14 protein-coding genes are annotated in these 15423 nt (G+C 36.6%); 1 reads left to right on the top strand and 13 read right to left on the bottom strand.

The window, feature by feature from the left end:
* Positions 1 to 15: 15 nt before the first annotated feature.
* Positions 16 to 1014, bottom strand: coding sequence for an ABC transporter substrate-binding protein (locus C7390_RS04085; protein WP_022502860.1), 999 nt, complete (start codon positions 1012 to 1014; stop codon positions 16 to 18).
* A gap of 122 nt (positions 1015 to 1136) precedes the next feature.
* A complete protein-coding gene (locus C7390_RS04080) occupies positions 1137 to 2390 on the bottom strand; it encodes a GH25 family lysozyme (protein ID WP_116443653.1) in 1254 nt (417 codons plus the stop codon).
* A gap of 315 nt (positions 2391 to 2705) precedes the next feature.
* Here C7390_RS04080 and C7390_RS04075 point away from each other — a divergent pair, with 315 nt between their 5' ends.
* Positions 2706 to 3650 carry an L-lactate dehydrogenase gene (locus tag C7390_RS04075; RefSeq protein WP_172678507.1) on the top strand — a complete coding sequence of 315 codons (945 nt, stop codon included), beginning with the start codon at positions 2706 to 2708 and terminating at the stop codon, positions 3648 to 3650.
* Between the two features lie 168 nt (positions 3651 to 3818).
* Here the strand turns inward: C7390_RS04075 and C7390_RS04070 are convergent, their stop codons facing one another.
* The 11 genes from C7390_RS04070 to thiE all read right to left on the bottom strand — a co-directional run bounded on the left by C7390_RS04070 (position 3819) and on the right by thiE (position 15306).
* Positions 3819 to 5006: an AI-2E family transporter gene (locus tag C7390_RS04070; protein WP_116443652.1), complete on the bottom strand. Its 1188-nt coding sequence runs from the start codon at positions 5004 to 5006 to the stop codon at positions 3819 to 3821.
* Between the two features lie 115 nt (positions 5007 to 5121).
* A complete protein-coding gene (locus tag C7390_RS04065) occupies positions 5122 to 6951 on the bottom strand; it encodes an ATP-dependent helicase (RefSeq protein WP_116443651.1) in 1830 nt (609 codons plus the stop codon).
* Positions 6952 to 6961: 10 nt separating this feature from the next.
* Entirely contained in the window at positions 6962 to 7633 is a 672-nt protein-coding gene (locus C7390_RS04060; RefSeq protein ID WP_022502864.1) for a YoaK family protein, read from the bottom strand.
* A gap of 24 nt (positions 7634 to 7657) precedes the next feature.
* Entirely contained in the window at positions 7658 to 9250 is a 1593-nt protein-coding gene (locus C7390_RS04055; protein ID WP_022502865.1) for a potassium/proton antiporter, read from the bottom strand.
* A gap of 176 nt (positions 9251 to 9426) precedes the next feature.
* Positions 9427 to 9999 carry a cytidylate kinase-like family protein gene (locus C7390_RS04050; protein ID WP_090139489.1) on the bottom strand — a complete coding sequence of 191 codons (573 nt, stop codon included), beginning with the start codon at positions 9997 to 9999 and terminating at the stop codon, positions 9427 to 9429.
* 99 nt (positions 10000 to 10098) lie between these two features.
* Positions 10099 to 10791 carry an LrgB family protein gene (locus C7390_RS04045; RefSeq protein WP_022502867.1) on the bottom strand — a complete coding sequence of 231 codons (693 nt, stop codon included), beginning with the start codon at positions 10789 to 10791 and terminating at the stop codon, positions 10099 to 10101.
* Positions 10784 to 11149: a CidA/LrgA family protein gene (locus tag C7390_RS04040; RefSeq protein ID WP_022502868.1), complete on the bottom strand. Its 366-nt coding sequence runs from the start codon at positions 11147 to 11149 to the stop codon at positions 10784 to 10786. The genes C7390_RS04045 and C7390_RS04040 overlap by 8 nt, the downstream gene beginning before the upstream one ends.
* A 358-nt stretch (positions 11150 to 11507) precedes the next feature.
* Complete coding sequence (gene nifS / locus C7390_RS04035) at positions 11508 to 12695, bottom strand: cysteine desulfurase NifS (RefSeq protein WP_022502869.1); 1188 nt, start codon at positions 12693 to 12695, stop codon at positions 11508 to 11510.
* A 112-nt stretch (positions 12696 to 12807) separates the two neighbouring features.
* Positions 12808 to 12957 carry a hypothetical protein gene (locus C7390_RS13585; protein ID WP_022502870.1) on the bottom strand — a complete coding sequence of 50 codons (150 nt, stop codon included), beginning with the start codon at positions 12955 to 12957 and terminating at the stop codon, positions 12808 to 12810.
* On the bottom strand, positions 12957 to 14024 hold the full coding sequence (gene mnmA / locus C7390_RS04030; protein WP_055175518.1) for a tRNA 2-thiouridine(34) synthase MnmA: 1068 nt from the start codon (positions 14022 to 14024) through the stop codon (positions 12957 to 12959). Before mnmA ends, C7390_RS13585 begins: the two co-directional genes overlap by 1 nt.
* 22 nt (positions 14025 to 14046) lie before the next feature.
* Positions 14047 to 15306, bottom strand: a complete 1260-nt coding sequence (gene thiE / locus C7390_RS04025) for a thiamine phosphate synthase (RefSeq protein ID WP_116443650.1) — start codon at positions 15304 to 15306, stop codon at positions 14047 to 14049.
* Positions 15307 to 15423: the final 117 nt, after the last annotated feature.

The raw sequence follows: 15423 nt of genomic DNA, 5'->3' as shown, positions 1-15423 counted from the left end.
TTCCTCCTGAATATTTTACCTATCAATGTACAATATATCCGCTAACTGCTTGTAGGCTTCACCCCACTTCGCATTAGGTTTTAAGTTATAAAGCTTCTTATCAAGAACATAGTAACGTCCCTGCTTTACAGCAGTTAATGACGACCACGCCGGATTAGATGTAAGAAGCTTATCTATATTACGGATAGCCGCATCTGTATCGTTGCCCTGTGTTGTAACAAATATGTAATCAGGGTCGGCTACTACAATTGCCTCAAGGCTTAAATCATCAAGCAGTGATGTATCTGAGTCTGCTATATTAACACAGCCCAAATCCTTTAATATCTCACCGCCTACTGAGCCTTCGCTCTGCTTTGCCTTGACACTGCTTGACGAAGTTCTTATAAATAATATCTTTGGATTGCTGCCATCAACTCTTGATTTTATAGTATCTATCTGCTCTTTAACATCTGTTCCATTAGTCTTATACAGATCTCTCCTGCCTGTTATCATAGTACATTTGTCAAGCATATTAAGATACTGCTCAAAATTAGATACATCAAAATATGCTACTGTTATTCCTGCATTTTCAAGTGTCTGCATAAGTGCTATATTAGAATCTGTATTACAGCTTGCAATAACAAAATCTGGTCTTGAAGCTATAAGAAGTTCCACATTAGGATTTAGTATACTTCCAATATTGACAACATCACTTGAAAGCCCTAAATCAAAATTAGTCCATGTATCATTAGCTGTTGCCACTACACTTCCACCAGCAGACATCCATACATCTGCAAAACTTCCTATAAGTGTTGCTGTTCTTTTATAAGAAGTTACTGTAACTGTTCTTCCATAATCATCTATAAACGTATATGGATTGTCAGCTGAAGCACCTGCACCGGCATTATAACCAGAATTATCTACATTAACATCTTCTGTTGCAGTTCCACAGCCTACAAAAGCAAACACCATAACTACAACAAGTGCAAGTGATATTAACCTTTGTATTTTGTTAGTTATTTTTCTTTTTGTCATTAATTAAATCTCCGTTCTTAAATATTGTATATATAATGCTTGGGTGAAAAGCCTCCAGCTTATGATACCTACGGATTGTTCCGTACTGCACACATACAATTCTACACTGGTATTATAGATATTTAATAATCTGTTGTAAGATAACTCGTAACCGCATATACAACATTTCCATTATATATAAGCCTTGACCAGCCGGTATCACCTATTCCTGTTCGCAATGCTATATCTCCATTATCAAGCACATCTACAATATCACCTGATACTTCTGGGATACTTCTTAGATTAACCGGCTCTTTAGCAGTTACCTCCTCATTAACACTGTTAAAGATAATTCCCAATTCAGCTGTATTAAGGCTCTGCTGTGTCTGTCCCGACACTGATGCCTGTGTGCCATAATTATAATTAAAGCTTGAATTGTAATTAAAATAAGCAACATTTACGTCAACATATCCTGATATTCCATCTATTTTGGCATTATTAGTATACTGCCACATAGCACACGCACCTGTGTATGAAGGATGTTCTACTGCTGGATATGTTCCCTCTTTATAAGATGCCACCCATATCGGATATCTGGCTTCTATATCCTGTATATTCCATTCCTTATTATTAACAATCTGACCCTTGCCAGCATATAACATGGCATCGTAGCCTTCTCTGTCCACAGTATCCATAAATGCAAGTGCATTGTTAGTTCTTTCTTCATTACTAAGATTATACATTCTGCTTGAAGGATTATTATAATCTTCACAATTGTATACAACAGGGTATGTTATGTCATAGGCTGATATATAATCTATGACCCAGCATGCTTCCTCTATTGCTTCGTCCTCGTCAACCGCTGTCGAAAAGAAATACACACCTATATCTATGCCCGCTTTCTGTGCTCCCTCAAGATTGTATGACGCATATTCATCTTCGCATATAGTTCCATATATATCTGTACGGTATCCAACTCTTATCATCGCGTAATCAATTCCGCTTTCTGCGACTTTATTCCAGTCAATCTTTCCCTGCCATTTGGATACATCAATGCCATTGGAATATGCCATATTATCATTAGAAAATGTTGTTATATTAAGCTCTATCCCATTCTCACTTAATTCCTGTGACATATTATCCGACTGTGGGTCACCATCTGCTAATTCAACATATGAATTATCTGCATCCGCACTGTTACCAGGAATCCCATAAGTGCTGTCAGCTACCTGTATTGTATTACTCACTAAAACATCTTTGCTCGCCTTTCTTTTATTAGTAACCTTGATAACAGGTATGCTTACACATACCCCGGCTGTTACTAATATCAATACAACTACCAGTACTGCTGCTATGTGATGTCCTTTACGTTTTACAAACTTCTTTATATTCTTCATAGCAATCCCCCATTTATGTTAAATCTTTATTTTACATTAACTCAGAATATCAAAATATAATTACCACCAATTTCATTACAATACTAATATTACACTAATTAGTCAATAACATATCTTCTGAATATGTTAATTTTAATAATAATTTTATGATTATTTTGCACAAAAAAATGTTTTGAATATAAATCTTGCATACACTATAAGTGGTGCTATAATGTTTGTTAAAGAAATAACAATATATACAGACGAATACCGTTCAATAATTCCAGCTTAACTGGACATTATATTATCCGGCTGTATAAGAAATGAGGTATAATTATGAAAGTAAATAGTAGAAAAGTTGCTGTAATTGGCTGTGGTTTTGTTGGTTCATCATCTGCATTTGCACTTATGCAGAGTGGTCTGTTCTCAGAAATGGTTCTTATTGATGCAGATACAAAAAGAGCCGAAGGTGAAGCTATGGATATAAGCCACGGCATATCATTTGCAAGACCTATGCAGATATATGCTGGTAATTATGATGATATTACTGATGCCGCAATTATTGTTATAACTGCTGGCGCTAACCAGAAGCCTGATGAAACAAGACTTGACCTTATCAAGAAAAATGCGGCTATTATGAAATCAATTGTTGGCGAAATCAAGAAACGTGATTTTGGTGGAATTCTTCTTATTGTATCTAACCCTGTAGATATTCTTACACTTATTGCACTTAAAGAATCTGGTTATCCATCTAACAGGGTAATTGGTTCCGGAACTGTACTTGATACAGGCCGTTTCAAATATCTGCTTGGTGAACATCTTGACGTTGACAGCCGAAGCGTTCACGCATTTATTATTGGTGAACACGGCGACAGCGAGCTTGCTGCCTGGAGCAATGCAAGAATAGGCGGTCTTAAGGTTAATGACTTCTGCGAGCTTCGTGGTCACTTCAACCACGAGCAGTCTATGAAGAAGATATTTGAAAATGTCAGAAACAGTGCTTATGAAATTATTGAAAGAAAACATGCCACATACTACGGAATTGCAATGGCTGTCAAAAGAATATGCGAGGCAATCGTTCGTAATGAGAAATCCATTCTTCCAGTATCAAGCCTTATGACAGGCGAATACGGACTTAATGATGTTGTCCTTAGTATTCCTGCTGTCGTCGATGAAACCGGCGTACAGAAGGTAATTCCTATTGAATTGAATGATGAGGAGCTTACAAAATTAAAAGACTCTGCCAATATTCTTAAAGATATTGCAAAAGATTATATCTAAAAGATTATAAACAGATTTTATTAAAAACCTGCTGTAATAAATGTATATTATAATACATATATTACAGCAGGTTAATTATTACCCCGTTATTAATCATACAGCAGAACAATCCACCGCATTTTTATCAATTATAACGTTATTTATGAAGATTTAAAATCAGAGTTACAACTACTCTGCACTACCACTATCTGCCTTCAAAGTATCCGCATTCCCTGTTTCTGGTGTTGTGTCGTTGCCAGCCTTATCTGACGATAAGCGGTTGTTTACCATATCTCTAAGGAGCTGGTATATAACCGATGTGAGCGGAATAAAGAATATCATCCCGAGAAGGCCGAAGAACTTGCCGCCTAAGAACACCGCCATTAATGTAAAGAGTGCCGGAAGTCCTACAGAGCTTCCTACAACCCTTGGATATATGAACTGTCCCTCGATAAACTGAACAATCTGAAATACGATTACAAACCATATAGTAAGTACCGGATTGGTGAATAGCACAAGAAATGCACCAACAACACACGCTAAAAATGTTCCTATGTATGGAACGAACTGGAACACTGCCGCCATTATGCTTATAAGTCCGGCATATGGCATTCTGCATATGCTAAGTGTAATAAACATAAGCACGGCAAGTATACAAGCCTCAACGCACTGTCCTGTAAGGAAACTTGCATAAGTCTGTGCAAAAAGATTAGTAACACCTGTAACCTTAGAAGATACCTTCTTTCCAAATACAGCTTCTAAAAGCCTTTCTGTCTGTGAAAGCAGGCGTCTTTTATCCATAAGCACATACACTGCAATTATCACAGATATACTAAGATTAAACAAAGATGAACCTATCTGTGGAATACCCGTAAATATGCTCTGGAAAAATGCTCCGGCAACCTCTCCAGACTTTTTAAGTATGCTGTTCCAGTCAATCTTTTCAACATAATCATTAATAAACGTAAGATGTTCATCATATTTATCCAGAATATCAGTCACTACATTTACATTATTATCAAAATTCTTTATAAATCCAGTAATCGACTCTATCAGATCCGGAATAATAGACCACATTATAACAGCGAATACAAGCACAACTATAACTATTGTCACAACTAGGCTTATCCCGTTGCGTGCCTTTTCTTTTTTTAAGAACTTTACTTTCTTTGACAGCTTCTCTAACTGTCTTGACAATGCTTCCATTGGCACATTAAATATAACCGCAAGCATACAGCCTAGAATTATTGGATTCAGAATCTTAAAAAATGTTCCTATACCACCAAATATATTCCCTATATTAAGTGCTACAGAAAGACTTATTGCCATAACTATACCGAATACAATTATATTTTTATTCTTCTCTCTTTTTTCCATTAATACTTCTCCCAATTATTATATGAACTTCTGATAATGTAATATATTATGGCTTAAAATATACAATAATGCAATATTTTATAGGATAATTTACACTTAATTTACACTTTAAAATTTATACTGTTATAAGTTCCTGCACATATCTTGACCTCTTCTGATGTCTTGCCCCGCCATCTATATAGATAATATCTAACTCGTCTTCTGCCCTTGTCATAGCAACATAGAATAACCGGCGTTCTTCCTCATAATCATCAACCTTACCCATATAAGCATATGGTGTCACCTGTTCATTCGCTGATATTATTATAACCTTCTTCCATTGAAGTCCCTTAGCACCATGAAATGTGCTAAGATACACACCCTCATTCTTATCCGTTCTCACCCTGTATTCCCTGTCAGTTATATATCTGTACCATTCAGACATATTATCAAACTTTAACGCTTCCTTTTTCATAGCCTCTGACTGATTAATAATATCCCCGCTGTCAAGTCCTGTATACTCTGCATACTCAAAAAGGTCATTTTCATACCCCATATCATCGTATATATAATTGATAAACTGTGTCGGATTATCTATCCTCGAAAGACTTCTGAAATCAAGAAACATATCATTGATTGTATCGTTAATTCTTAAGCAATCCTGTCTGCTGGCATTCTTTGTACAGGCTTCGTATATTTTATTCCTGTCAAATTCGCAATTGTGCACAAGGTTGCTTCTTATATATCTTTTGGGTCTGTTAATTATCCGTCTAAGATCCGTCTGTTCCGGCACACCTCTTGAAAGCCTGTAATATGCAAGCATATCGTAAAAACATATGCCAAGATGAATATCATCCACATTATCCCTTGTAAAAAATGGCATACCTATCGTTTCTAATGTATTGACAAGCACCGAGGCCTCTTTCTTCACCCTGTAAAGTATTGCAATATCGCTTAAATGTCCGCCTATCTTTACATAGTCATTAATAAGTGACACTGCCATATCTGCCTGCCTGCCATAAGATGCGGTCTGTCTTATATGCACTTTTCCCTCACCATGCCTGTATGCTGACATATTTTTGACAATTCTGTTTTCATTATTTCTTATTACTTTGTCAGCACCTTCTATTATATATGGAAGACTTCTGTAATTAGTACCAAGAATTATCTGTACAGACCCAGGATATTTTTTTGAGAATTCCTTAAATATTGAGCTGTCAGCTCCTCTGAAACCATATATTGACTGGTCATCATCTCCAACTACACACACATTTTTCCTTAAATCAGCAACCATATATATAATCTCTGCCTGCAATGTGCCTGTATCCTGAAACTCATCAACCATTATATAGTCAAATATTCCCTGCCAGTATTCCAGCTCCTGCTTATTAGAGCTTAAGCATTTGTGACAATATAATATCATATCGTCAAAATCAAGCTTCTTGTTATTCTTTTTAAATTCCTTGTACTGGGAAAAAGTTATCTCAAGATATGCCTTAGAACTGCTTTTACTATCCTGAATGTCAGCCGTACCGACCGCCATACTATTTATGTATTCATTACATTTTCTATAATACTCATCAAAATCATCAGGAACCCCTGATACTCTCTTATATAAAAGCTGTCTGTGAAATTCAGTAAAGAACTTTAATCTTCCGGCTTCCGATAATATATCTTCAGCCTTCAGATTATATGCTCTTGCAAGTACCGAATAACACAGGGAATGTATAGTTGAAAATCTTATGCCATCACTGCCATACTGCATTTTATACCTGTCTGCCATCTGCACTGCCGCAGCCTTGGAAAATGTAAGCACCAGTATTCTATATGGTCTCACACCCGATTTAATTATATTATTAGCCCTTGCCACTATAACCGATGTCTTTCCTGAACCCGCAACAGATATGATACACACCTGTCCATCAATTGTGTTAATGGCTTCCTGCTGTTCTTTACTATATTTCAATCAAATTCTCCTAAATTCTGAACTTTTCATACCACATAAGCACCATACTTACCATAAGTATAACTGATGATACCCATATTGTATGTATTCCAAATGTTTCTGATAAATTACCGCCTATTCCTGCACCAAGTGCAAAGAAAAATATAATTCCAAAATAATGAATTGCTTTAAATAACTGCTCTTTTTTTCTTTCTCTTACGAATACAGAAAGTGCATCTGTACCACTTCTTAAATTACCTATGCACATTGTGCTTGCATATGCAAAGCCGTTGACTTTTCTGAATGCCTGAACCTGCATAGCACACGAAAATGACACCATAATTGTTGCCACCATATTAAAAGTCTCTGGTATAAAACCTACAATTGTAAGTATTATAATTTCTATTAGAAGAACTAACTGTCTCCAATGGATTTTCTTTGCCATCTTGTATCTGGCATTAATCTGTTCTGTCACAAACACTCCAAGTCCGAATGCTAAGAAAGGAAACAGATACTTAATTCCACCGACTATATTTCCTGTCATAAAATTCTGACTCATAAGGACAACATTTCCTGTCTGTGCATTAGAGAATACTTTATCTCTTGTGAAATATGTATAAGCATCCTGAAATCCACCTGACACCGCAAGAACTGCACTATTCAGAAATGTTTCTGACATCTGGATTTGTTTCTTGGTTATCATAATAATACCAACCTCTTTCCTGTATTATCTGCGATATATCACTACAACATCACCATTCTGTATAAGTGTATCGCCAATAGGTATTATATTCTCTTCTCCTCTTTTTACAAGGGCAATTATAAGATTTTCTGGAAGATCCAACTGGCGTATTGTTCTATTGCACCAGTTATTATCCGAAGTTATGTTAATCTCCTCAAGCGAATCATTATCGCCATTCTCATATGCTGGAATACTGAGTATCAGATTATCCCCGCCGCATATCTTAGTATTGCCTCTTGTAATAATTGTTTCCCTGCCTCTTTTTATCATAAGTGCAATTGCACCTGTCGGCATATGTACTTCACTTATAAGCTTATTCTCCCAATTATGACCTTTAGGTATGAACATACGCATAAGCGTAATTGATGATTCTTCTTGATAATCATTGAATGTCTTACGTACATCTGATGTTTCATCAATCATATCCAACCGTCTTGAGACTGCTGGAAGAAGCGTTCCCTGAATTGCAACTGACAGAAGTGATATCATAAACACTATATTAAACAAATCCTTTGACATAACGCTTCCGCCCGCCATAATCACTATAGAGAACACTATTGAAGATGCTCCCCTAAGACCTGCCCACGACACTAAAAGGCACTGACGTACCGAGCATTTGAACGGCTTAAGTATCGCAAATACTACGGCCGGTCTCGCTATAAATGTAAGAAATACCGCAATTGCTATAGATATTGGTATAATTGTTAAAAATCTGTGAGGGTAGGATAACAATCCTAGCATAAAGAATATAACTATCTGTGCCAGTGTTGTTACACCATCAAAAAATGGAACAATATTACCTTTATTGCGTATCCTGCTGTTACCAAGCAGAATGCCAAAAAGATATATACATAAGAATTCATTGCCGCCGACTAACTGTGAAAGTCCTAAGCCTAAAAGCACAACAGCAAGAATAAATATAGTATCAAGTCCATTTACAATTATATCCGTCCTGGTAAGAACATATATGGCAGCCACCGCAAGACCTATGCCAATAAGCACACCATATACAATCTGTGCAAATATAACGTATGGAACTTTTATAAGATTATCACCATTAAGAATATATATTCCTATAACAGTAAGCATATAAGCAATAGGGTCATTACTACCACTCTCTATCTCTAAAAGCGAAGCAACACCATCTTTTAAATTAAGCTTCTTACGTCTTAATATTGCAAATACACTCGCCGCATCTGTTGCTGACAGAACTGCTCCAACAAGAAAGCTTTCCGCTATTGGAAATCTCAATACAAAATAACAGAACAGCATTGTAAATGCCGCTGTAAGAATTACGCCACAGGTAGACAATAGAACAGCTTTAACAGCAACAGGTCTGGCAGTCTTCCATTTAGTATTAAAACCACCATAAAACATAATAAACCCAAGTGCAATATTACATATATATTCTGTCATAGTAAAATTGTCAAATTCAATTCCAGCTATTCCATCGCATCCAAATAACATACCTATACCTATAAAAAGTATAAGTGCAGGCATGCCGAACCTTCCCGAAAACTTGTCTGCCGCAATACACATAATAAGCACCAATGCTACTAATATTATTTCTAATGTCATACAATCTCCCTTTTAACGCCTGCCCTCATAAGCTGTATACACTTCTTTAGATATGAAGGACTTATCACTCTGTTATCTTACTTCTTCATTCACACTTTCCGAACTAATCTGTTTATTTAGTATATTTTTATCTATTGTGTCAAAGATAATATGTTCCTATAATATCAGTCTGGCAATTATTTGTCAAACATACAATTGTTTATATATTCTTTTATAATTCCGACAACTCCGTCAGCACCAATTCTTGTTTCATCTATACACATATCGTAATATGCCGCATTTCCCCATTCCTGATCAGAACAATATTTATGAAACTCTGCTCTCCTGCTGTCAGTTTCATTAACAACAACCTTCGCCTTTCTTTCAGAAATATTATGGACATCTGCTATATGCTTAATTCTCTCAGCCTTATCTCCGCTTAAGAATACGCTTACCTTGTCTGGTCTGTCAGAAAATGCGTAATTAGCTCCCCTGCCTATTATCACACAATCACCGTCACCTATTATTGGATAAAGGGCTTTTCTTGCCTCGCTAAGCAGTACATTGTTCTCGTCACTGCTTATAGAATGCATTAAAGCATTTACCGGTATCTCGGAGAAGAAATAAGGGAATTTATCATATATCCCTTTTTCCTTAGCAAGCTTAACAATATGTTCCTTATTATAAAATGTAAGTCCATACTCATCAGCAAGTCTCTGACCTATCTCATCACCCATACATCCACACTGTCTTGCAATTGTAATAATCATATTTATCCTCCATTCTCATTATTATATATATAAAATTTTTTCACACACAGAAATAATCTTCAATATTTTGAAACCTGTGTGTCACAACTTCTTATTCTTTTATAAGAAGTTCGCAAATACACTTGCACCAACTACTGTAAGTATACCTGCAACAGCAATTGAAAGACTGCTCATAGCACCTTCTATCTCTCCCATTTCAATAGCTTTAGCTGTTCCTACAGCGTGTGCAGATGTTCCTATCGCAACACCTTTAGCTATCGGGTCTGTAATTCTGAATACTTTACATATAAATTCTGCTAATATATTGCCAATTACTCCGGTTACAACAATAACTGCAACTGTAATCGTTACATATCCGCCAAGTTCTTCTGATACACCCATACCAATTGCAGTTGTAATTGACTTTGGAAGCAATGTTACATATTGCTCGTGGGTAAGTCCAAAAACCACCGATAATACAAGCACTGTAACAAGGCTTGTGACAACTCCCGATGCTATTCCTAATATAATTGCCGCACAATTACTTTTTAAAAGCTCGAACTGCTCATAAAGAGGAATGGCAAGACACACCGTGGCTGGTGTCAAAAGCCAGCTAAGATACTTCGCACCGGCATTATAGCTTTCATAATCAACTTTACCAATTATTAATACAACCATAGTTACAATTATAGATATAAGCAGTGGATTAAACAATCCCAGCTTTAACTTCTTTTTAAGAAATGTTCCTGCCATATATGCGATAAGACTTATTGCTACTCCCGCAAATGCTGAATCAAGAAAAAAACTATTCATTATTATCCCCTCTCTTAGTACGTCTTACAATAAACTGTGTAACGTGTCCGCTTACACCCATAACAGTAAATATTGTTGCAACTGTTATTATGCATATCGGAACTAATATCGGCTTTAAATTAAGCCATGATGATATAAGACCTACTCCTGCAGGAATAAACATTACAGGCATAATTTCTATAAGAAATCGTCCTGCTTCCTTAACTGCGTCAAGCTTAATCAATCCTGTAAGAAGACCAGCAAATAAGATAACCATACCATAGATACTTGCCGGTACTGGAAGTGGTATGAACTTATTCATCAATTCACCCACTAACGAGATTACAAGAATAATCAAAAACTGTTTAAGATACTTCATAAATAAACCTCTTTTCTTTTGTGCTCTTATTTCATATATATTTGAACGGTCCAGTGCACAAATTCGCCAACTATTATATCTCTGCCTCGTTATATATATCAAGTGTATCCGCCAGAAATACACAAAAAATACAATAACACATATAAAAAAGAATATGTAAAAACACATTCCTGCACCGAGCACGGTCGCTTGCGATAAAATACATCTTCGTGCGAGTGTGCATAATCGGCATATAGTGCCTTTTATGTAATAGGGAATTCTATTGGAATTTCCTATTACATAAAAAAGCCGCAGCTATCAGATTATCCTGACAACTGCAGCTGCAACAAGTATACATTAAACCGTACACATTATATTATTATTTTCCCTGCTCTTTTACGAAATCTTCGTATAAAGGAGACATGCTTCTTAATCTTTCTACGATACCCTTTAATTCATCTACAACATAATCAGCATCTTCGATTGTTGCATCTTCACCAAGTGAAAGTCTTAATGAACCGTGTGCTATCTCGTGAGGAAGTCCGATTGCAAGAAGAACATGTGATGGGTCAAGTGAACCTGATGTGCAGGCTGAACCTGATGAACCACATATTCCCTTCTGATCAAGCATAATAAGCATTGATTCACCCTCAATAAATCTGAAACAGAAATGAACATTTCCAGGAAGTCTGTCTGTTCTGTCACCATTAACTCTTGAGTATGGAATTTCTGCTAACACTCTGTCAATAATGTGATCTCTTATTGCTGAGATATTCTTAATATTCTCTGACATATTAGTATTGGCAATGCTTGCCGCCTTAGCCATTCCGATAATACCTGGTACATTGTGAGTTCCTGCTCTTCTGCTTCTCTCCTGTGAACCACCGTGAATAAATGAACCAATCTTAACCTTGTTGCTTACATATAAGAAACCAATTCCCTTAGGACCGTGGAACTTATGTCCGCTTGCGCTTAACATATCAATATTCATTTCCTGTACATTAATAGGAATATGTGCAAATGCCTGTACAGCATCTGTGTGGAATATCACTCCCTTAGAATGTGCAATTGCACCTAGTTCCTTGATTGGCTCAACTGTACCGATTTCATTATTAGCAAACATTATGCTTGCAAGTATTGTTGTATCTTTAATTGCCGCTTCGAATTCTATAGGGTCAACCTTTCCGTATTCATCAACATCAAGATATGTCACTTCATATCCGTGCTTTTCAAGCCATTCGCAAGTATGAAGAATTGCATGATGTTCAATCTTAGTTGTAATAATGTGATTACCCTTTGACTTAAATGCCTCTGCTGCTGCCTTTAATGCCCAGTTATCAGACTCGCTTCCGCCACCTGTAAAATATATTTCATTAGGCTTAGCCGCACCGAGAATAGAAGCTATAGTTTCTCTTGCTTCTTCCATATCATTCTTAGTCTTCTGTGCAAAACTATATACACTTGATGGATTAGCGTATGATTCTGTAAAATAAGGCACCATAGCATCAACAACTTCCTGTCTTACTGCTGTTGTAGCCGCATTATCCATATAAATAAACTTACTCATTATTATTATCCTCCGCATTTTGTTTCTGAATATCAACCTATCTATCCAATATGAAATATTATAAAGCAGACATAGTAATTGTCAAGAAAATTTTACAGCCGCTTCCTTTTCTTTATTTCTTTAACGTTATTATATCTACCCTATACTCACGAACCCGTGCTATCGCACTCTCTCGTCCTGCTTCGCACGACTGTTCGTTCGTTAATGGCACAAGAAAAGTAAATGTCTGCTTCGCAGCCGCTTCCTTTTCTTTTGTGCTCATTATATGATAGTTCCTCCACCAAGAACATATTCACCATCATATAATACAAGTGCCTGTCCTGGTGTAACTGCCCTTTGTGGCTCATCAAACTTACACTCAAGCGTGTTATCATCAATCATTCTTATTGTACAGTCTGCACCCTCATGGCTGTAGCGTATCTTTCCTCTTGCTCTCATTGGCTCTTTAAGGGCTTCAATTGCCATAAAATTAAGATTCCCAGCATACAATGTATCAGTAAACACATCTTTATTCTCACCAATAACAACTTCATTGGTATCAGGTCTTACTGCAACAACAAATACAGGATGTCCCATAGCAAGTCCAAGCCCTTTTCTCTGTCCAACAGTATAGTGGATAATTCCATTATGCTTTCCGATTACATTACCATCAACATCAACGAAATTGCCCGGAACTGACTTATAATCAGTAGTTCTTTCTATATATCCTGCATAATCATTATCAGGAACAAAACATATCTCCATACTGTCCGGCTTATTTGCAACCATAAGATAATTATCTGCCGCAATCTTTCTTATCTCATCTTTAGTATAATCTCCAACTGGCATAAGAGTATGTGCAAGCTGACTCTGTGTAAGATTATAAAGTGCGTATGTCTGATCTTTCTTAGCTGTAACCGAATTCTTAATTGCATATCTGCCATTATCAAGCTGGCTTATTCTTGCATAATGTCCAGTTGCTATATAATCAGCACCTATATCAAGGCTTCTTTTAAGAAGCGATTCCCATTTGACATATCTGTTGCAGGCAATACAAGGATTAGGAGTTCTTCCCCTCTTGTATTCATCAACAAAATAATCAATTACACTTTTCTTAAATTCATTCTTAAAATTCATTACATAATAAGGTATATCAAGCTGTCCAGCCACGCGTCTTGCATCATCTACAGCAGATATTCCACAACAGCCATTCTCTGTTGTTTCTACTGCATCGTCCTGCCATATCTGCATTGTAACGCCAATGACGTCATAACCCTGCTCTTTTAAAAGATATGCGGCAACAGATGAGTCAACACCTCCTGACATACCTACAACAACTTTCTTCTTCATATATTCTCCATTTCAATCCATATTATCCGGTTATTATACATTTATCTGCAATACTGCATATCTCATCCCAGTCATCTGCCGAGTCTTTATCATATACAGCACACACCTTCAATCCAGCATTATGTGCCGCCCGAACGCCTCTTAGAATATCCTCATACACCCACGTATCAGATATATCCATTCCTGCTGACCTGGCAACCTTTTTATAGCTTTCCTTATCACTCTTTCCTATGCCGACATCATATACTGTGTATATTCCATCAAAACATTCATATATTTCTAACCTTTTAAGAAGAATTTCCACACTGGAAGTATCGGAAGCACTGAATATTACAAGCTTGCTTCCAGCCTCATATTCTCTTCTTATAAGCTTTATCATTCCCTTCTTTGCAGGAATATCACTTGCATAATGCTTATTCATAATATCAACTGCTGCCTCTGTTATCTGTTCTAGCGATGTATCAATCCCAAGAACATTTTGCAGATAAGCCGCATATTCCGAAAGGTCCATAACTCCTGTTATCTCATCAAAATTCTTTGGAAGCTTAGCACCTCTTAAAATGGCATATTCCCTTGCACTATTCTTCCAGAACGGCATAGAGTCAACAAGTGTTCCATCCATATCAAATATTATGTTCTTATTATAATTAAACAGCTTTCTTGTCTTCTTATAAAGCTTTCTTGTCGCCTCCGAGCAGTCATCACTTGCAAATATCGCCGATACAACAGCAATTCCGTCCACGCCTGTATCCTTTAAATAATCACAGTTGTCATAATTAATGCCTCCAATTGCAACTATCGGCATATCAAGCATAGCTGTAAGCTTAAGAAGATTATCCCTGCTTAAATCTTTGGCATCTTTCTTCGTGCTTGTATGAAATACAGCTCCCATTCCAACATAATCAGCACCAAGTCTTGCCGCATTTGCCGCCTGCTCTGGTGTCTTTACTGTCATTCCTATTATCTTGTCAGGTCCTAGAAGCTCTCTTGCTGTTTCGTAGCTTGCATCACTTTGTCCTATATGAACTCCGTCAACATCTGCCTCTAACGCCGCGTATATATCATCATCTATAACAAATGGCACACCATATCTTCTTGCTATCGGTTTAATTGCCAATGCTTTTTTTACAATCTCCTCGTGTGTCGAATCCTTTTCTCTTAACTGCAAAAATGTAGCTCCTGCCGCAAGGACTTTCTCAATCTCTTCATAGAAATCCCTGCCATTAAGCCATTGCGTATCTGTAACGGCGTAAAGCTGCATATCTTCACGGGTAACTTTCATAATAATCTCCATTTCTGCGTACACTTTTTTTACATTAGTATAATATAATTCTTTTCAATTTAAAGCAACTGTCTTATAATAAATCTTTAGCAAAATATCATAAACTTAACAAGCCCT

The sequence above is a fragment of the Bacteroides galacturonicus genome (genome assembly GCF_003096855.1).
GTDB classification, from domain to species: Bacteria; Bacillota; Clostridia; order Lachnospirales; family Lachnospiraceae; genus Lachnospira; species Lachnospira rogosae.
This window is presented reverse-complemented; position numbering and strand designations above follow the sequence as displayed.

What these genes read in the sequence shown, in the direction of transcription:
- nifS (WP_022502869.1), bottom strand. Translation starts at nt 12,695, where the DNA reads ATGAGTAAGTTTATTTATATGGATAATGCGGCTACAACAGCAGTAAGA.
- C7390_RS13585 (WP_022502870.1), bottom strand. Translation starts at nt 12,957, where the DNA reads ATGAGCACAAAAGAAAAGGAAGCGGCTGCGAAGCAGACATTTACTTTT.
- C7390_RS04080 (WP_116443653.1), bottom strand. Translation starts at nt 2,390, where the DNA reads ATGAAGAATATAAAGAAGTTTGTAAAACGTAAAGGACATCACATAGCA.
- C7390_RS04060 (WP_022502864.1), bottom strand. Translation starts at nt 7,633, where the DNA reads ATGATAACCAAGAAACAAATCCAGATGTCAGAAACATTTCTGAATAGT.
- thiE (WP_116443650.1), bottom strand. Translation starts at nt 15,306, where the DNA reads ATGAAAGTTACCCGTGAAGATATGCAGCTTTACGCCGTTACAGATACG.
- C7390_RS04040 (WP_022502868.1), bottom strand. Translation starts at nt 11,149, where the DNA reads ATGAAGTATCTTAAACAGTTTTTGATTATTCTTGTAATCTCGTTAGTG.
- C7390_RS04070 (WP_116443652.1), bottom strand. Translation starts at nt 5,006, where the DNA reads ATGGAAAAAAGAGAGAAGAATAAAAATATAATTGTATTCGGTATAGTT.
- C7390_RS04045 (WP_022502867.1), bottom strand. Translation starts at nt 10,791, where the DNA reads ATGAATAGTTTTTTTCTTGATTCAGCATTTGCGGGAGTAGCAATAAGT.
- C7390_RS04055 (WP_022502865.1), bottom strand. Translation starts at nt 9,250, where the DNA reads ATGACATTAGAAATAATATTAGTAGCATTGGTGCTTATTATGTGTATT.
- C7390_RS04085 (WP_022502860.1), bottom strand. Translation starts at nt 1,014, where the DNA reads ATGACAAAAAGAAAAATAACTAACAAAATACAAAGGTTAATATCACTT.
- C7390_RS04050 (WP_090139489.1), bottom strand. Translation starts at nt 9,999, where the DNA reads ATGATTATTACAATTGCAAGACAGTGTGGATGTATGGGTGATGAGATA.
- C7390_RS04075 (WP_172678507.1), top strand. Translation starts at nt 2,706, where the DNA reads ATGAAAGTAAATAGTAGAAAAGTTGCTGTAATTGGCTGTGGTTTTGTT.
- mnmA (WP_055175518.1), bottom strand. Translation starts at nt 14,024, where the DNA reads ATGAAGAAGAAAGTTGTTGTAGGTATGTCAGGAGGTGTTGACTCATCT.